This window comes from Acinetobacter sp. A1, assembly GCF_012371315.1.
GTDB lineage: Bacteria > Pseudomonadota > Gammaproteobacteria > Pseudomonadales > Moraxellaceae > Acinetobacter.
Genome location: NZ_JAAZQY010000007.1, coordinates 1 through 18,744, shown reverse-complemented (window position 1 = coordinate 18,744; position 18,744 = coordinate 1). Strand labels below are relative to the sequence as shown.

Below are 18,744 nucleotides of genomic sequence, written 5' to 3'. Positions count from 1 at the left end.
AAGAGTGAACGTACAATCACGCTTAAAACCAGCCTTTACACCCTTGCAACTGCCGATCTGCACAGCGAATCGCTTCCTGACTCAACCCCCAAAGTCGATAATCACCAATTAAAGAACCTGCAGCAAAATTATGGGTATAAGCAAAGCTGAGCTGACGCTCAGGATCACACCACGCCCCTGAACCATTAAAGCCCATGTGTCCAAAACCATTTGATGCCTTACCCAAACTTAAAATACGGTGATACCCCAAACGCCAGAGCATCGGGATAGGCATAACCCGATCACGCTGTCGGTATTGTACTTGGCTTAATTGTTGAAAGATCGCAGGCTGAATGAATTGCCGCCCATCTAAAGAGCCACCCTGCGCCAACATGGCATAAATACGTGCCAAACTTTGCGCGCTAAAAACGCCATTGGCTGCAGGAATCACAGCCTGTAAACCCTCATCGCTAAAAAAGCTAAAACTTTTCATACCTTTGGGAATCATACCATCCTGAAAGTCTTGCGGATCTTGCCCACTCCAAGCAATGGCTTTATCTAAAATAGACACAGGACGCTGCACAGACTTAGATTTTGGGGATGGCGATGTTGATACCTTATTGGCTGGAGGTGTTACGGATTTTGGTTGAGTAACAGGTGTTGTTTTAAATGGACGTGCGACACGGGAAAGCTCAGATGCAGGTACACCAAAATAAGCTCCATCCAAAGCCAAAGGTTCAACCAAATATTGCTGCATCAACTCAGCCAAAGATTGCCCTGTGGCTTTTTCTAAAATTCCCCCAACAAGCCAACCAAAAGTTAGAGGTTGATAAGCCGCCTCAGTAGCCACTGCAAAACGTGGTTTAGCTTGAGCCAAAACATTCAGCATGTGTGACCAATCTGCCATTTCAGTTGCATCGGCAATGATATTGCGAATGTCATACAAACCACTTTGATGACTCAGCACATGCCTTAGCGTCATACTGGCTTTGCCATTTTGAGCAAATTCAGGCCAATACAGACAAATGGGCGTATCGTAATCGAGCAAACCCTGACTGACTAAAATATGCGCAAGTGTTGCCAACACCCCTTTCCCTGTGGAATAACACACCGATAACGTATCTGACTGCCAGTCTTCAGTCGCGGATTTCTTACCCGTCCATATATCGACAACTTTTTGACCCTGAAAATATACTGCAAGTGCCGCACCGCCTTGTTGAGTACGTGCATCTTGCAGGCGGCTAAATTGCTTGGCTAAATCTTCAAATTCAGGTGTAACCCATCCCGCATAATTTCTAGTTTGTGCAAATAGGTAATCTTTAATGTGTTGCATGTTCCCATCCATGGAATTGTTAGACACTGCGACCTAAATTTAACGCCGCAAAAAGAGAAAGCCTAAATTTACAAAATTTAGGCTTTTATCTATTTATAGCGCAGTAACTGTTCCTGTTACATGCGGTTTTTGATTTTTACTGTTACGAATCAAAAAGTCGGTATTTTTAGCTTCCTTTGCAGTTAAAAACTCAACTTTTGAAGGCAAATACATTGGGAGTTTGAACCAAACATCGGCTTCATAGGCATCTGGCAAAGTTAAGCTTGATAAAGCTTTAGCTTTACTCCACATACCGTGAGCAATGGCTTGTTTAAATCCAAATGCTTTTGCGGTAATGGCATGAATATGAATCAGGTTAAAATCACCAGAGGTTAAGGCATAACGGCGTCCCGTATTTTCAGAAACTTCCCATTCAGCCTGAACAGCATAATTAGGAGCTTTACTTTCTGCTGCTTTGCTTGCTGCTTTAGTGGTGGTTTTTTGACGAGCTAAATACGTGGTAATGCCTTCAATAACCACGTCATTTCCTACTTTTACAGTAGTGATAAAATCAAACTGCACACCTTTGTCGTGCGGTTGAAGCTCACCAAATTTACATGACAAAGTCAGCTGTTCATTCACCCCAACTTTACGACTTTGCTTGACTTGATTGCGAATGTGCACCAAACCCAAAATTGCAAAAGGAAAAGCTTCTTGCGTCATCATGTGCATTTGCAGACTTTGCGACAAAACAGCCAAGTAAATTGCTGGAATATAGCCGTTGTTTTTAAAACCTGTTACTGCGTTATAGGCTTTTAAATGCTTTTGATCGACCTTAAATGAATCCACCACATATTCAACTTGCGGCAGCACTTTTTCGCCTTTGGGCTTTTTAAAAATTAAGCTCTGAATCACTTTAGGATAGGCTAAATACGGTTTTGGAAGTTGACTAAAATGGCGAGTATTCATACTGAACCTTTGAGAAGTTTTTCTAATTTATTTAATGGAGTTCTCTCTCCCGTTGAGAGAGAGCTAGAGAGAGGGTGAATAATATATCCCCTTATCTCCCTCTCCTAAATCCTCTCCACAAGGGAGAGGACTTTAATGTGTTAAGCCCCTAACAAACTTTGACCACAGACACGAACCACGTTGCCGTTGATCCCTGTCGATGCAGATGAAGCAAAGTAAGCAATGGTTTCTGCAACATCTACAGGTAAACCACCTTGACTCATTGAGTTCATACGGCGGCCCGCTTCACGAATAGCAAATGGAATTGCAGCAGTCATTTGCGTTTCAATAAAGCCTGGAGCAACTGCGTTGATGGTAATACCGTTGTTTAGAACTGGTGCTGTAAACTTCACGACACCTACCACACCTGCTTTTGACGCTGCATAGTTAGTCTGACCTAAGTTACCCGCAATACCTGAAATTGAAGATACGCAAACAATTCGACCATTGGCATTAAAACCTTCATTTTCTAACAAGTAATCATTAACACGCTCAATTGCAGACAAGTTAATGTTAATTACCAAATCCCAAAGCTCTGGTTTCATATTCGCCAAAGTTTTGTCACGGGTAATGCCGGCATTATGCACAATAATATCCAAACCACCCTGCGCAGCAGCAGCTGATTTAATTTGCTCACCTGCATCTGCAGCAGTAATGTCAATTGCTAAAGTTGAACCACCAATTTCAGCAGCAACACGGTCTAGGTCAGCTTGCTGTTGTGGAACGTCCAGGCAAATCACATGTGCACCATCACGAGCCAATACATGGGCAATCGCTTCACCAATACCACGACTTGCACCCGTTACCACAGCAGTTTTACCTGCCAATGGTTTTGCCCAGTCTACATCAACTGTTGCAGCATTCGACACACGAATAACCTGACCTGAAACATAAGCAGAACGTGGAGAAATAGCAAAACGTAAAGTTGATTCTAGGTTTTCACCTGCGCCTTGATCGACATAAATTAAGTTAGCGGCAATGCCTTTTTTGAACTCTTTGCCAACTGACTTCACAAATCCTTCCAATGCACGCTGAGCAATGGCTTTTTTGACGCTGCCCGCAGTTTCTGGTGTTGTTCCCACCACCACCACTCGGCCAGAAGCCTGAATTTGGCGTGCAATTGGGTTAAAGAAATCATACAGTGCTTTTAATTGTTCTGAATTTTCAATACCTGAAGCATCAAATACCACAACTTTAAATTTAGACTCTTTATCGCCTGAGTTAAACGCACCTAAATTTAAGCCTACTTTTGCTGCAGCCTGTTGCAATTCTGCGTTATTGCCCGCGTAACTGTTGGCATGTACATTGGCCAATACTTGTGCAATTGCTGCAGACAAGTCGCTTGCAGGTGCTGCGCCTAAAAGTACCGCACCTTTTACCACAGGTGTTGCAGACTCAAAACGCTCTAAAAAAGTTGGGGATGGAAGACCCAAATTTTTAATAACAAATTTACCAATAGGAGATTTAGCAAATGTTTGGTATTGATCAGTCATGGTTATTATCTCTCATAAATTCATTTTTTGATGGAATACACGTTATCTTTAAACATCAATATGATGCCAAATGCCCGCATTTCAATAGCGCCACCCGTTTCTGCTAAATCATACTTGAGTTAATAATCAGATGTCTTGACCTGAATGCATTCTGCAATGTCATTGTAGTCAATTCAGCTGTCATACTATTATGCTAATGTACGCATCAAGTAGACCTTTAACATGCTTGGAAAAGCCTTATGAGCAAGACAACTCAAGAAAATCCAGCAGTGGAAAATTCTGCAACGGAAAATGTGTCAAATACATCAACTGGTACTAAACGTACAAGCAAAAGTACTAACACTGCAAGCCGTTCCAACACGAGTACGACAAAAACTACACGTACCCGCACGACCAGCCGTGCTAAAACAACTGCTTCAACGCAAACAAAAGCACCTTCTAATACTAAGACCTCTGTTCAACAGGATAAAATTATGAGCCAAAACACTGTTCGCCGCGTTGCTATTATCGGTGGTAACCGTATTCCTTTCGCACGTTCAAATGGTGCTTACTTTAGTGCATCTAATACAGATATGTTTACAGCAGCATTAAATGGCTTGGTTGAACGCTTCAATTTACAAGGTCAGCGTTTAGGTGAAGTGGTTGCTGGCGCAGTACTCAAACACAGCCGTGACTTCAATATGACCCGTGAGTGCGTACTGAATACTGCCCTTGCACCTGAAACACCTGCTTACGATTTACAACAGGCGTGCGGTACTGGTTTGCAAGCTGCATTTTTAGTCGCCAATAAAATTGCTTTGGGTCAAATTGATGTAGGTATCGCAGGTGGTGTAGATACTACTTCTGACGCACCAATTGCCTTTGGTGATGGTTTACGTAAAGCTTTGCTTGAACTCAACATTGCAAAAACAGGTAAAGACCGCTTAAAAGCATTAACTAAAATCAACGTTAAAGACCTGATGGATGCGCCACGTAATGGCGAACCACGTACTGGTTTATCTATGGGCGACCACCAAGCAATTACAACGCTTGAATGGGGCATTTCTCGTGAAGCGCAAGATGAACTCGCAGCATCTTCACATCAAAAAATGGCTGCTGCTTATGATGAAGGTTTCTTTGACGATCTCATCACACCATTCTTAGGTTTAGAGCGTGACAATAACTTACGTGCAGATTCAACTGTAGAAAAACTAGCGAAGTTAAAACCTGCTTTTGGTAAAGGTGATGCGCGTACCATGACTGCGGGTAACTCTACCCCACTTACCGATGGTGCATCATGTGTATTGCTTGCATCTGAAGAATGGGCAAAAGCCAACGGTCATGAAGTCTTAGCTTATTTGACTTTCCAAGAAACTGCAGCAGTTGATTTTGTAGGTAAAAAAGAAGGCTTGTTGATGGCGCCTGCTTATGCCGTACCACGTATGCTTGAGCGTGCGGGCTTAACTTTACAAGACTTCGATTATTACGAAATTCACGAAGCGTTTGCATCTCAAGTATTGTCTACCTTAAAAGCATGGGAAGATCCAAACTTCTGTAAAGAACGTTTAGGTTTAGAAGCACCTTTAGGTTCAATTGATCGCAGCAAACTAAACGTTAAAGGTTCATCTTTAGCGGCAGGTCACCCATTTGCAGCAACAGGTGGTCGTATTATTGCAACTGCAGCCAAACTTCTGAATCAAAAAGGTTCTGGTCGTGTATTGGTTTCAATTTGTGCCGCAGGCGGTCAAGGTGTAACAGCAATTATTGAAAAATAATTCTGTCTTAACCTGATTTAGATTCAAATAAAAGCCACTTTGCAAGTGGCTTTTTCTATTGTGTGGCACCTACTGCAACGACACAAGTAGTCGCTTCTAGTTTATGTGCGGTATTGAGGTGCATAACCTAATTTAGCCTCAATATGGTCATAGCAATATTGGAAAATAAAGGTATAGACCAAAATGCTGAGCGTCATCACCAAATCAACTAAAATCGCCTGCCCGATCGACATTTGTAAGGCATAGGCCACCATTGGAATGGTCGCGAGCATCAGTCCGCCTTCAAAACCTACGGCATGTAATACCCGTATTTTCAAGGTTCTATTGAGTTTGTGTTTGGCTTCAAACTTTTCAAAATAATGATTAAACAGCATATTCCAAAGCACCGAAGTCACTGCCATTGCAATACCTAAACCACCAGTAACTTGCATGGGCATTTCAAATACAAAACTAAGTGCCAAAGCAATAATAATTAATAAAACTACTTCATAGCTCAGCGCATGTAGCAATCTTCTTTTGGAAATTAACATGATCCCACTCAATGACGTTAAATACTGAGGAGTATTTTATGTTCATAGTTTTGAACGTTCGAGTTAGAATCTATCAATAATATTGAAAGATGAATCAAGTACCAATAATGAATATCAACCAAGATCAGCTGATTATTTTTATAACTGTCATGGAAATGGGTTCTTTTTCCGCAGCTGCACGTAAATTAAATAAAGTACCGTCTGCAGTCAGTATGTCGATAGCCAATTTAGAAATTGATTTAGACTTAAATCTGTTTGAGCGAGTTGGGCGTGAACCTATTCCCACTCCACAAGCCCAGATCTTGTATGAAAAAAGCAAACAACTGCTTATCGAAATGAAACAATGGAAGCAGCATGCTTTTGCCCTCAGCTCAGGACTCGAATCACATTTAAATATTGTGGTGGTGTCTGAATTACTACACACACGCTGGACAGATTATATTGTGCTGTTAGAACAGCAATTTCCAGAATTACAGATCAATATTTTCTCTGCCCCGCAAGAAGATGCACTACAGCTGCTCATGACCCAAGCAGCCGATTTAGCATTTATGTTTGAACGTGAACAATTACAAAGCAGTGAACAATTTGTTGAGTTAAAGCGCGAAGTTTTAGTACCTGTTGCGGCCAAACACACCGCATTGGCTGCTTTATCTCAGGTGAGTTTTGAGCAAATTGCACAGAGTCGGCAAATTGTGGTGGCCAGCCGTGATCAACAGATTAAACCTGAATTATTGTTCTCTAAACAGTATTGGCGTACCGACAATCATCACTCTGCCTGCAGCATGATTAAACAGGGTTTAGGCTGGGGTGTCCTGCCCTTAGAAATGCTAAATGAATATCCCGAATTGCAAACCGAATTGAAGATTTTGCAATTGCTCGACTTCACACCGAAATTTGAATATTTTGTCGATTTAGTCTGGAGTCGGGAAAGCCAACTGGGTGCTGCTGCTCATTTTTTGATTAATCACGTCCGAAATCTGAGAAAAACTGGCAAATAATCTATAAACTCGGCCGCTTTTGACTTGGGTTAAAAGCTGTTTGTGATATAACTGAATGTATAAGCATTAACCTAAGAACTAGATCTCGCATGACCCAGACAGCCTTACACCAATTAAAAAACTTAACCACAATTGTTGCAGACAGTAGCGACTTAGCTGCGATTGAAAAGTTTCGTCCTTTGGATGCGACCACCAACCCATCTTTAATTACTGCTGCAGCCAATCAACCTGAAAATAAAGCCTTAATTGAAGCAGCATTTGAACAAGCTAAATCAGAAAACTATACAGGCGATGCACTGGTTGAACGCAGCATTGATATTTTAACGGTCAAATTTGGTGTTGAAATTTTAAAGCTCATTGAGGGGCGTGTTTCAACGGAAGTAGATGCATCTTTGTCTTATGACACAGAAGCGACCATCGCCAAAGCCAAAGCATTATTGGCGTTATATGATGCTTATGGTATTTCTTCAGACCGTATTCTGATTAAAATTGCTTCAACGTGGGAAGGAATCCAAGCCGCAAAAGTATTGGAAGCTGAAGGAATTCATACCAATCTAACCTTATTGTTTGGTTTGCATCAAGCACATGCCTGTGCAGATGCCAAAGTCACCCTGATTTCACCATTTGTAGGTCGTATTCTAGATTGGTATAAAAAAGCTGAAAATGTCATGTATTACCCAATTGAAAAAGATCCGGGCGTACTTTCAGTGAAGAAAATTTATCAATTCTACAAACAGCATCAAGTACAGACTGAAATTATGGGGGCAAGTTTCCGTAGTGTTGATCAAGTGTTGGCTTTAGCAGGCTGTGACTTACTCACTGTTGCACCAAATTTATTGGCAGAACTTGAAGCTGATGAGCGTGAAGTACTCGCTGCATTATCTGCAGATGACATTCAAGTTCAGGCAGAACCACTTGCTGCCATTGAAAAAGAGCAATTTAAAGCACAGCTTGAAGCTGACTTAATGGCCTTTCAATTATTGCAAGGTGGGATTGATGGCTTTATTAAAGCGCGTGAGCAACTTGCCACCCTATTACGCCAGTCGTTTGGTTTAGATGTAGACATTAAAGCTTAATCTTTAAGCTAAACCACGTATCATCCATAATATTTAGTAAGCCGCTTAACCGATGTTGCTATAATCCAACATCGGTTTTTTATTGGGATGAGTTGGCAGTGTTTGGTATTACAGACCTCAGCACATTCATCATTGGCACGACATTAATTGTGCTTTTACCTGGCCCAAACTCTTTGTATGTGATGTCTGTGGCCTCACGTTTTGGCATCCGCACAGGTTATGCCGCTGCACTAGGTGTGTTCACTGGCGATCTGATTTTAATTTTATGCACGATTCTTGGGGCAGCATCTTTATTACATGCTTTTCCATGGCTATTCACCTTATTAAAAGTTGTTGGTGCGCTCTACTTAGGCTATTTAGGTATCAAACTGCTGATGGCAGCCTATAAAACATGGTTTCCAATTTTTCGAATAAAACTTGCATCATCTGCAGCTGCGCCACCTACAACGACCACGATCAGCCCCGAACAAACAGCACAGATACATCCTTATCGTACAGCCTTGATGATTAGCGTGATTAATCCTAAGGCTATTTTGTTTTATTTATCGTTTTTTGTGCAATTTGTTCATCCTCATTATGCTCACCCAATGCTCAGTTTTGCTATCTTGGCTATCGTCTTGCAAATCATTAGTATGGGATATTTATCGCTACTGATTTTCTCTGGGGTAAAATTGGCCAGCTATTTTAATCAACGCTATAAAATTGCCGCATTTTGCGTGGCTGTGATTGGGCTACTGTTCTGCGGATTTGGCTTTAGACTGGCGACATCGACCTTATAAAATTTCAAAAACACTTTTGACTACTTGTTCAAATGTGTATCATCACGCTGTAATTGAAAATAACTCTAAGAACTCATGCAAAAACTTTTAAGTGACTTTTCTGTGCCTGCAGTATTTGCTGGCTTTATTACCTTCTTGGTAGGAATCAGTGTATCTGCTGTATTGGTGATTCAAGCCGCCCAAATTCTAGGTGCAAACTCAGCACAAATCAGTTCTTGGTTTTGGGCACTCGGTTTAGGTATTGGCTTAAGTGGGCTAATTTTATCGTGGAAATTTAAATATCCTGTCGCGACATCATGGTCTACTGCGGGATTGGCACTCATTATTGCCACAGGCAGCGGATATAGTCTACATGAAGCCATTGGTGCATTTTTAAGTATCAACTAAAAAGTAAACATGTATTCATTACCAAAACCCTTTGAAATCTGCCCAACCCAACGCTCTATTTGATCTGCCTTCATTACCTTAAAATCCCGCCAGTTATACTTCATCTGCTTCCAAACCATCTCAATTCTATTCAGCTCAGGACTATACGCAGGTAGAAAATACAAAGTCGTTGAATACTCTTGTACAAGAAGCTTGCGCCAATCTACCATCTGTTTGCTGCGATGAATCGAGGCATTGTCAACAATCAACACCAAAGGAACTTGATAGCTGCGTTTCACCTGTGCTGCTACACCCATCAAATAGGCATAAAACCAGCGACTGTTAACGGACTCCTGTAGGCAACTGGTGATCAGATGACCCGTTGACAGGAGACAACCCATCACATTAACTCGCTTTAGTCTTACAGCATCAACCGCATGAACATCGCCTATCTTTGTCCATGCATAACGGTTATCTGGCGTAGCCGAAAATCCTGTTTCGTCGACATAGCCCAATACAATTTCACCACGTGCCGCTTGCTCACGTAATGCTTCAATTTGCTGTTGCGCTTGTCCAAATGCGGTCGGGTCTCTTTTTTTTCAAGCTGTGGCGGGTGCGTTTGAAGACCATGCCTGAATCTCGCAAAAACTTGCGAATAGTTTCAACAGACACGGACACACCGTGTTTTTCATGCAGTTTGACTCGGATTTGTTCTGCATTGAGTGGGCTTGTGTTGACCCACTCTAAGATTTGAGCCTGATAGTTTGATGTCAGTGTATTGGGACGGCCTGAGCGATGACCTTCTTGAATCGATTCAAACTGATGTAGCTCCCAATGTCGGCGTTGTAGCCTTATGGTTTCTGGGATACGCTCTTGTAACGCAGCAACTTCGGCAACAGTTTTACCTTCGGAAAGCCAGAGAATAGTTTGGGCACGTTGTCTTTCACGCCAATGTGCTGCATGCTTGGTCAGGAGAATTAGTTGTGCACGCTGTTCTAAGCTGAGTGGGACGGTAACAATCCGTGGCATGTGCAAACATCGTTTAACCAAAAATGTCTTTTCGCATGTTTAGTTATTTTTGTCAACTTACTGTGCGGGATACTGACTGCAGTTTTAGGCTTCTTAGGTATTTTTGAAAAAGTACTCAATACCATTCCACAAAGTTTAACTAGCGCCATGCTGGCAGGCGTATTACTCAAGTTTGGTGTGGCGTTATTCACCAGTTTACAAGAGGCATGGGCCTTTATTCTGTGTTTATTGGCAGGCTATGTATTGGCCAAACGCTTTAGTCCACGTTATAGCTTTGTTTTAACGGTGCTAATTGGGGTAGCTTTATGCCTGGTTTTTTTTTACAGTTCCAAATCCCTAATGTGCAATGGGGACTTGCCCAACCTGTTTGGATGCAACCTGAATTCAGCTTGTCAGCGATTTTTGGCTTAGCGTTGCCCTTATTTGTAATAAACATGGCATCACAATATTTGCCAGGGCTGGCCATGATTAAAAGTTATGGCTATACCCCGCATGTACGTCATTTAATTGGCTGGACAGGTACGGCACAAGAGCTGTTTGCACCTTTTGGCTGTTTTAGCGTCAATATTGCTGCAATTAGTGCCGCAATTAGTTTGGATGATCAATCACATCCCGATTCAAGAAAGCGCTATATTGCAGGAATCAGCTGTGGCTTGTGTTATATCCTGATGGGGATTTTTGCTGCCACATTAACCAGTTTGCTAATGTCATTCCCCGCTGTTTTTATTACTGCTTTGGCTGGTATTGCCTTGTTGGGTACGATTGGACACAACATCGCCCTTGCCTTTCAAAATACCACGGAACGAGAAGCGGCATTACTGACCTTTTTATTTAGCGCCTCTGGTGTTCAATTTTTTGGTATTGGTTCAGCATTTTGGGGGCTGATTTTTGGTTTTGTGGTTTTAAGCATTTTTAAGTTTAAACATGCCAAAAACTAAATGACTGCTTTGATTATTGATTCATACCAAATACACCTATCAATCCTGATCTGTAGTACTTAGGATAAATTCCACCGTTTTCGCAAAGGTCTGCTGACTTTCTTTTTGGTGCATAAAAAATTGATATTCATGGATAAGCCATGATTTGCTCTCAGGATAAAACGCTGTGGTGACAGGAATCTTGAACTGTTGCAACGCACGTAGCATTGGCATAGATTGGGTTTCCGTTAAAAAATCTTTATTACCGCCACTAATGAAAACTGCAGGATAATCTGCAGTTAAATGCTGTATTGGGGAAATTTGCGCTAAAAACTCACTGTCCTGTTTACGCTCTCCCGTATAGGCTTGCACCAAATTATATACACCCCACTCCACAATATTCATTTCATCAGGTGCTGTTTCGACAAAAGCGTTTAAATCGTAAATTCCACAATGCAAAATTAATCCTTTGACCTGTTTTAGTTGAATAGAAGGTTTAAAGTCTGACTGTTGTGCAAACTGTGGATTACTCAGCAATGCTGCATAATGACTTGCCAAATTTGCACCAGCCGAATCACCCGCTAAATATAGTTGCTGAGGGTTAATGTGGTATTGCTGAGCATATTGAGTTAAGTGCTGTAAAGCCTGATCAATTTGTTGCAACTGAGTCGGATATGTTGCATCAGGTGCAAACTGATATTGCACGGCAACGACATTAAAACCCTGTTCTGCCAATAATTTAAAATAACCACGTGCATGTGCTTTTGAACCTGCAATCCATCCACCACCATGTATCCAAACAATGGTTGGACGCTTGGCTAAATCTGAAAATTGACTGGACTGATATAAATCAAAAGTTAAATGACTTTGGGCTGCATAGACCAAATCACGCTGAACCAATATGTCTTTGGGCGCATAACGATCCATAATTTTTTGTTGCAAACCAGTGCTAAGATTAAATGCGCTGGCAATAATGCGACTATTTTGCTGAGTCGTCTGACAAGCAGTTAAAAGCAAAGCACACAAACACACCCACAAAAATCTCAAAGCACACCCCAAGTATTTATCAAAACAAGGTTTAGTAAACTCAGGCAATTTAAGCCAATTCAGCTCAAATTAAAAGTATAGAATTTGCAATGCATCCAAGCTATAAATTAATAAACCTTTTATTAATCTGCGCCATTTTTCCTCGCTAAAATCAGTATTTATTTAACTTTTATTTACAAGGTAATTAAATGAATTATCAATAATTTTTCAGATTTTAAATTGAACCTGTAACGACTATATGCTATCTATAAGTTAACGGCGAATAATCATAATTTCTGGAGTTACCCGCATGTCTTTTCAAAATATTTTAGTTCCTGTAGATGGTTCACAAATTTCTTTTTCTGCCGTAAAACATGCTGCTGAAATTGCAAAAGCATTTGACAGTAAACTCACGCTAATTAGCTTGGTTGCCGAAGACCCATTTAATGATTCAGATTTTTATTACAACTATTCCTCTACAATCATGAAAGAATATTTTGTACAAGCGACTGCCAATGCACAAAAAGCACTACATGACGCAGATGCAATTGCACAAGAAATGGGGGTCACTGCTGAAACACGTGTAGTTGAAGGTTTGGTTTCTGCAGAAGGTGTGATTAAAACCGCTCAGGCTGCACAGGCAGATTTAATTGTGATGGGCTCACACGGTCGTAAAGGCTTCCAAAAATTATTATTGGGCAGCTTCGCAACAGATGTATTACGCCACACAGAATTACCTGTGCTTGTGATTAAAGCTTAAACCTTATAATTTCTGATCAAAACACATCAGAAAAAGATAACTTACAGATTTTCATAATTTTTAATTATAGATTTAACCAAGGATTTGCCATGACAACCTATAAACACATACTTGTACCTGTAGATGAATCACCAATGTCTTATGCTGCAGCTGAACAGGCAAGATCACTGGCTAAAGAATTAAATTGCCCTGTCACCATTATGAGTGTAATCGCTGTAGATCCATTTGTAGGGGTTGATTTCTATAAAGTAGCTCCTGCTATCACGGACTATTTCATTCAGGCAGAACAGAATGCACAAAATCGTCTTGCTGAAATTGAGCAATCGTTTAGTCGTGAAGGTATTCAGGTAGACACTAAAATTATTCGTGGTGTTGCAGCTTCTGAAGGTATTGTTCAAATTGCCAACGAAATTGGTGCAGACCTGATTATTATGGGTTCGCATGGCCGTACTGGCGTTAAAAAAATGATGTTAGGCAGCGTTGCACAGAATGTCCTCACTCAATCGCCTGTGCCTGTATTAATTGTTAAAGTTTAATAGATTGCTTGCTTTTATTTCTAAAAGCCAAAATCAAATAAAAAAATCCCGCTCAATCAATGAGCGGGATTTTTCTGGATACAAACTTTTAATATCTTTTCTAAACCACGGGGTTTGCGTGGGCAAATTTAGCAGATTTTTAGATTGAATTCAGTCTAAATCTTAATTCACACGATGTGGTAAGCGGAACATTTCGTGGATATCAGTATAAAAACTACGTCCATCTACATTCAGTTCAATTTCCTGCCCACATTCCAATAATACGTGCTTACCCACTTCCACCCATTTAAAGCCTTCACGGGTATTTTGCATTTTTTTAGAAGCGACCAAAGACACCACAATTTCACGACCATTCACTGCTTTCGCAAGCACTTTTTCCATTTTTTTCAATATTTACACCAATTCATTTACAGATAAAAGCTCACATTAAAAATGTAAGTATAATTTTTAGATACAACAAATCTCAACGCATATTAATCGCTTGCATATTAGGGTTATAAAATGCAAAACATTGAGAGATTCCCACGAGAGAATAAATATGTTTTTATTGTATAGTTACATTATAACATAGATTTAAATACTTTTCACATTATCTATAAAGTTCAGCTAAACAAATACCACATTTATTAATTAAACCTAAATTTTAGGGTTGTGATACTATATAACAAACACAATGGATGGTGTTTGATCGCACAAGCCCACTTCGGTGGGTTTTCTTATAATTAACTATAAATAATAGATACTTACACCCCTAAACACACATCATTACACATACTAAAATTATAGCGTTTGATAAAATCCAAATGTAACTTCCAATTAAAAGAGCACTGATTTTAAAATCAATGCCCTCTTTGACTTGTCACACGCTCACAGATTAGCGCATAGTCACAAATTCTTCTGCAGCAGTCGGGTGAATAGCAACGGTATTGTCAAAGTCTTGTTTGGTTGCACCCATTTTCACAGCTACGGCAAAACCTTGCAAAATTTCATCCATCCCATAGCCAATACCATGTACACCAACCACTTTTTGCTCTGCTCCAACACAGACCAATTTCATTTTAGATGCTTGACGGTGCTGAGTTACAGCCGTGTACATTGAGGTAAAAGAAGACTGATAAACTTTAACCTGATCTTGACCATATTCTGCAATGGCTTGGGCTTCGCTAAGACCTACCGTCCCAATAGGTGGATGGCTAAATACCACCGTTGCAACGTTGTTATAATCCAAATATTCATTTGGTTTTTGATTAAATAAGCGTTCTGACAGTTTACGTCCTGCAGCAACTGCAACAGGGGTTAGTTCAATTTTACCAATAATATCGCCTACAGCATAAATGCCTACCTGATTGGTATTTTGATACTGATCTACGCAAACATACCCTTTTTCATCTATTGCTACATTTGCTGCTTCAAGGTTAATTGCCTGTGTATTCGGTTTACGTCCAATCGCCCAAATCAGACAATCTACCTCATGTTGTGAGCCATCTTCCAAATGTAGCAATAAGGACTGATCGGGCTGTTGGGTGATTTTTTTCGGAATGGCCTGAGTATGTACCTGAATATGCTCATTACGCATACATTCAAGTAATGTTTCACTTAAAAAAGCATCCAAACTGCGCAGTGGTAATTGCTTACGAATGAATAAGCCAACTTCCGAGCCGAGTGCATTTAAAACACCTGCCAGCTCTACGGCAATATAACCAGAACCAATAATCGCGGTACGTTTAGGTAATTTTTCTAAAGCAAAGAAACCGTTAGAATCTATTCCTAATTCTGCACCTTCAATCTCTGGACGTGTGGGTTCAGTTCCTGTCGCAATCAGAATATGATCTGCTGTGTAGTGTTGTTGATTCACTTCTATAGTTTTTTCGTCAACAAATTTGGCAAACCCCTGAATCACATCGACATTATTTTTAGCTAAACCCGATTGATAAGAAGCGTGAATTCGCTGAATGTAGGCTTGTCGATTCTGAATGAGCGTATCCCAATCATGCGATTTTAATTCAGTGTTAAAACCGTAATCTGGGCCATATTTTAGAATGGCATCGGCAATTTGGGCCGAATACCACATGACTTTTTTAGGCACACAGCCTACGTTTACACAAGTACCACCTAAATCTGCTGATTCAATTAAAGCGCATTTTTTTCCATATTGTGCCGCACGATTCACTGAAGCAATACCGCCACTACCCGCCCCAATAACTAGATAGTCATAATGTTTAGCCATTTTATGCCTCATATTGTGTCATTAATTTAAATACTGATCTGCATCAATTCATTGCAGAAAAACAATCCTTTTCATTCAAACTAACATACAAGTTTGTATTTCCCAAGTCAGATGAGGTGAGTAAATGTACAACACGCATAACCCCCTTTTCATGCAAATTGCTTCTCTTATAAAACTGATTATTCACTTAAATTGCATGCATTTAAGGCTACAATATGGCTTTGCTTTTTGTATGATTGGGATAAGTGTGAAACCGCTGTTTTTGTTTTAATTTGTGCTTTTATGACTTCTGATTTATTCCAATCTCAACCCACACAACATGAATTAAGCATGTTTGATGAACTTGATGCCATCAACAGCAAAATGGATGCCCTCTTATTTCGAAATTTGGATAATTACTCTGCCGAAGAGCATGAAAAGATTATTTATAAGGAATATACGCTACTTTATAAAAATTAATATGTGCCAATGGTGCTTAAAAACTCGATACAAGAATATCGACAAAATAATGAGAAAAAATTACTCTCAGAATTAAATGAAATTTACACCGAATACAAAAATGAATATCAAATTCGATGTGAGTAAGACTTATTTTAAAGCATCAAATAGTATCTGTTGAACAATGTTACCAATTTCACAATTCTTTGACTGAATCATGCAAATTAGACCAGAGCTTGACCCACGAATCATAGATTTTACTCAATGGTAAATTCAATGATACAATTCTAAAATAGTTGTTCTTCCGATAAATCAGCATCAAGAACAATCAACTTCGGATGAATTTCCGTCCTTTTTTCACTCTGTGTGAAATGTCTCATTATTTCTTTTTTGTTTCAACAACTACAAAATACGGGGGAATTATGCCTTCCAAAAAAGCATCTTGGTTTGATAACGTCAATCCAAATGTATTTTTTAGTACCGTGATTATTATTGCTGTTTTTTTAGCTCTAGTTTTATTTATTCCAGATGCGTTCAACTTACTTACCAAACAATTAAACCAGTGGATTACCGCTTCTTTTAGCTGGTTCTATGTGCTTGCTGTTGCCATTTTTCTAATTGCACTCACCTGTATTGCCCTATCTAAAATGGGCCATATTAAATTAGGCCCAGACCATAGTGAACCCGAATACAAAAATAGCTCATGGTTTGCTATGTTGTTTACCGCAGGTATGGGGATTGGATTAATGTTTTTTGGTGTAGCTGAGCCTGTCATGCACTATGTTAGTCCACCCACTGGTACCCCTGAAACGATTCAATCTGCACAGCAATCTATGCGCATCACCTTTTTCCACTGGGGTTTACATGCATGGGCTATTTACGCTTTAGTTGGTTTAAGTCTTGCTTATTTTTCTTTTAGACATCACTTACCTTTAAAAGTACGCTCAGGTTTATATCCAATTATTGGTAAGCGAATTTATGGCCCAATTGGCGATGGGATTGATACTTTTGCAACCATAGGAACAATCTTTGGTATTGCAACCACTTTAGGCTTTGGTGTTACTCAAATTAGCTCAGGACTCAACTATTTATTTGGGCTAGAAAATAGCATTCAAACCCAAATTATTTTAATTGTTTTAGTCAGTGCACTTGCATCATTTTCAGTTTTTCTTGGACTGGATAAAGGCATTAAACGACTATCAGAACTGAATATTATTTTGGCGGTAATCCTACTTACATTTGTATTTTTCGCTAGTTCTAGCATCTATGTTTTGCAAACCACCATCCAAAATATTGGCCAATACGTTTCTAATTTATTTGCAATGACCTTTAATCTTTATGCCTATCAACCAACAGGTTGGATTGGCGGTTGGACTATCATGTATTGGGCGTGGTGGATTTCTTGGTCGCCTTTTGTAGGAATGTTTATTGCCCGTGTTTCTCGTGGACGTACCATCCGTGAATTTATTGTTGGGGTATTACTTATTCCAACTGGGTTCACATTGGTTTGGATGGGCTTTATGGGAAATGCTGCGCTATTCAGTATTCTATTTGAAAACCAAGGTAGTTTGGTGGCTGCGGTAGAAAAAGACTCCTCTGTGGCTTTATTTGAGTTTTTAAAGCACTTACCACTCTCAGGTATTTCAAGCTTACTCGCAACAATTTTAGTTTTTCTATTCTTTGTGACTTCTGCTGATTCTGGGTCTTTAATCACTGATTATTTAACAGCAAAAACTGAACACTCCCCTGCATGGCAACGTCTATTTTGGACTGCAACTATTGCTGTACTTTCTATTATTTTATTGATCGCTGGCGGTTTGGAAGCATTACAATCTGCGGTCATTATGAGTGCCCTACCATTCACATTTATTATGCTGTTGTTGTGCTTAGGGCTTATTAAAGCTTTACGTTTAGATGTGATCAAAGTTCAAGCATTACAAAGTGCTCGAATTACGCCTCGCGCAATACATAATCCAAGAAGCTGGCAACAGCGTTTAAGTTTAATTATGCATTATCCGCATAGCGAATCTGAGGTTAAAGCATATATTGAGCACAATGTGCGCCAAGCATTTCAAAATTTACAGCGGGAATTTCAGCGCCGTCAGCTAGATGTATCTATTTTAGAGGTCGATCAAGGCTTATTACTCAAGGTCAATCATCACGATGAAATTAATTTTATTTATCAAGTGGTTGCCAATACTACTCGTGCACCAAGCTTTATGTTGCAGGATCAATATGAAGAAAATCAACAATTCTATATTGCTGAAGTGTTTTTACGTGAAGGCGGTAAAAACTACAATGTGATGGAATGGACGCAAGAAGACTTACTGCAAGATATTCTGGAACAATATGAACGACATTTATATTTCTTAAACGTGGTGCGCAACTAAACAGTAAGCGTCCGCTGAATCCCATACCAATTTTTAATTCGATTTAGGTTTCCAGCAGTTGTTCATGGGTCAGTTGGCTTAAGTCAGGCAGCGTATTCATGACCGCAGTATGCCTGAGGTCATGAG

At 39.9% G+C, this 18,744-nt stretch carries 17 protein-coding genes and 2 pseudogenes; 10 read left to right on the top strand and 9 right to left on the bottom strand.

The genetic code is table 11. The annotated features are described in order from the left end of the window. Positions 1–22: 22 nt before the first annotated feature. The 3 genes from HHA41_RS04110 to HHA41_RS04100 all read right to left on the bottom strand — a co-directional run bounded on the left by HHA41_RS04110 (position 23) and on the right by HHA41_RS04100 (position 3,792). On the bottom strand, positions 23–1,312 hold the full coding sequence (locus HHA41_RS04110) for a serine hydrolase domain-containing protein (RefSeq protein ID WP_168460638.1): 1,290 nt from the start codon (positions 1,310–1,312) through the stop codon (positions 23–25). Between the two features lie 93 nt (positions 1,313–1,405). Then, the gene (locus tag HHA41_RS04105) at positions 1,406–2,260 is read right to left on the bottom strand and encodes a MaoC/PaaZ C-terminal domain-containing protein (protein ID WP_168460636.1); all 855 of its coding nucleotides are present in this window, start codon (positions 2,258–2,260) and stop codon (positions 1,406–1,408) included. Between the two features lie 140 nt (positions 2,261–2,400). Continuing rightward, a complete protein-coding gene (locus tag HHA41_RS04100; protein ID WP_168460635.1) occupies positions 2,401–3,792 on the bottom strand; it encodes a 3-oxoacyl-ACP reductase in 1,392 nt (463 codons plus the stop codon). 239 nt (positions 3,793–4,031) lie between these two features. Between HHA41_RS04100 and HHA41_RS04095 the strand changes: the two genes are divergently transcribed. Beyond that, positions 4,032–5,546 (top strand): acetyl-CoA C-acetyltransferase, encoded by a 1,515-nt coding sequence (locus tag HHA41_RS04095; RefSeq protein WP_168460634.1) that lies wholly within the window; start codon positions 4,032–4,034, stop codon positions 5,544–5,546. A gap of 101 nt (positions 5,547–5,647) precedes the next feature. Here HHA41_RS04095 and aceI read toward each other — a convergent pair whose 3' ends face one another. Beyond that, positions 5,648–6,076, bottom strand: coding sequence for a chlorhexidine efflux PACE transporter AceI (gene aceI, locus HHA41_RS04090; protein WP_168460632.1), 429 nt, complete (start codon positions 6,074–6,076; stop codon positions 5,648–5,650). Positions 6,077–6,183: 107 nt separating this feature from the next. Between aceI and HHA41_RS04085 the strand changes: the two genes are divergently transcribed. The 4 genes and pseudogenes from HHA41_RS04085 to HHA41_RS04070 form a co-directional block, all read left to right on the top strand. Further along, a complete protein-coding gene (locus HHA41_RS04085) occupies positions 6,184–7,074 on the top strand; it encodes a LysR family transcriptional regulator (RefSeq protein ID WP_168417430.1) in 891 nt (296 codons plus the stop codon). A gap of 89 nt (positions 7,075–7,163) precedes the next feature. Beyond that, complete coding sequence (gene tal / locus HHA41_RS04080) at positions 7,164–8,150, top strand: transaldolase (protein ID WP_168460630.1); 987 nt, start codon at positions 7,164–7,166, stop codon at positions 8,148–8,150. Positions 8,151–8,248: 98 nt separating this feature from the next. Beyond that, the gene (gene leuE, locus HHA41_RS04075; RefSeq protein ID WP_168417432.1) at positions 8,249–8,929 is read left to right on the top strand and encodes a leucine efflux protein LeuE; all 681 of its coding nucleotides are present in this window, start codon (positions 8,249–8,251) and stop codon (positions 8,927–8,929) included. Positions 8,930–9,004: 75 nt separating this feature from the next. Beyond that, positions 9,005–9,304, top strand: a pseudogene (locus HHA41_RS04070) (benzoate/H(+) symporter BenE family transporter); the annotation flags it as partial. A gap of 8 nt (positions 9,305–9,312) precedes the next feature. Here the strand turns inward: HHA41_RS04070 and HHA41_RS04065 are convergent. Both HHA41_RS04065 and HHA41_RS04060 read right to left on the bottom strand, forming a co-directional pair. Next, on the bottom strand, positions 9,313–9,852 hold the full coding sequence (locus HHA41_RS04065) for an IS630 family transposase (protein ID WP_126038012.1): 540 nt from the start codon (positions 9,850–9,852) through the stop codon (positions 9,313–9,315). Then, on the bottom strand, positions 9,848–10,324 hold the full coding sequence (locus HHA41_RS04060; RefSeq protein WP_005262470.1) for a helix-turn-helix domain-containing protein: 477 nt from the start codon (positions 10,322–10,324) through the stop codon (positions 9,848–9,850). The genes HHA41_RS04065 and HHA41_RS04060 overlap by 5 nt, the downstream gene beginning before the upstream one ends. 57 nt (positions 10,325–10,381) lie before the next feature. Here HHA41_RS04060 and HHA41_RS04055 point away from each other — a divergent pair. Further along, positions 10,382–11,262: pseudogene (locus HHA41_RS04055) on the top strand (benzoate/H(+) symporter BenE family transporter); the annotation flags it as partial. 39 nt (positions 11,263–11,301) lie between these two features. On the opposite strand, the gene HHA41_RS04050 reads toward HHA41_RS04055, so the two are convergent. Next, on the bottom strand, positions 11,302–12,258 hold the full coding sequence (locus HHA41_RS04050) for an alpha/beta hydrolase (protein WP_171525228.1): 957 nt from the start codon (positions 12,256–12,258) through the stop codon (positions 11,302–11,304). Positions 12,259–12,577: 319 nt separating this feature from the next. Here HHA41_RS04050 and HHA41_RS04045 point away from each other — a divergent pair, with 319 nt between their 5' ends. Further along, on the top strand, positions 12,578–13,027 hold the full coding sequence (locus tag HHA41_RS04045; RefSeq protein WP_168460626.1) for a universal stress protein: 450 nt from the start codon (positions 12,578–12,580) through the stop codon (positions 13,025–13,027). Between the two features lie 89 nt (positions 13,028–13,116). Next, the gene (locus HHA41_RS04040) at positions 13,117–13,563 is read left to right on the top strand and encodes a universal stress protein (RefSeq protein WP_168417435.1); all 447 of its coding nucleotides are present in this window, start codon (positions 13,117–13,119) and stop codon (positions 13,561–13,563) included. A 162-nt stretch (positions 13,564–13,725) separates the two neighbouring features. On the opposite strand, the gene HHA41_RS04035 is transcribed toward HHA41_RS04040, so the two are convergent. Together HHA41_RS04035 and gorA are read right to left on the bottom strand one after the other, a co-directional pair. After that, positions 13,726–13,953, bottom strand: a complete 228-nt coding sequence (locus HHA41_RS04035) for a hypothetical protein (RefSeq protein ID WP_168417436.1) — start codon at positions 13,951–13,953, stop codon at positions 13,726–13,728. 484 nt (positions 13,954–14,437) lie between these two features. Beyond that, positions 14,438–15,790: a glutathione-disulfide reductase gene (gene gorA, locus HHA41_RS04030; RefSeq protein WP_168460624.1), complete on the bottom strand. Its 1,353-nt coding sequence runs from the start codon at positions 15,788–15,790 to the stop codon at positions 14,438–14,440. A 228-nt stretch (positions 15,791–16,018) separates the two neighbouring features. Here gorA and HHA41_RS04025 point away from each other — a divergent pair, with 228 nt between their 5' ends. Continuing rightward, positions 16,019–16,249: a hypothetical protein gene (locus HHA41_RS04025; protein ID WP_168460623.1), complete on the top strand. Its 231-nt coding sequence runs from the start codon at positions 16,019–16,021 to the stop codon at positions 16,247–16,249. Positions 16,250–16,650: 401 nt separating this feature from the next. Next, positions 16,651–18,618 (top strand): choline BCCT transporter BetT, encoded by a 1,968-nt coding sequence (betT, locus tag HHA41_RS04020; RefSeq protein ID WP_168460622.1) that lies wholly within the window; start codon positions 16,651–16,653, stop codon positions 18,616–18,618. Positions 18,619–18,744 lie beyond the last annotated feature (126 nt).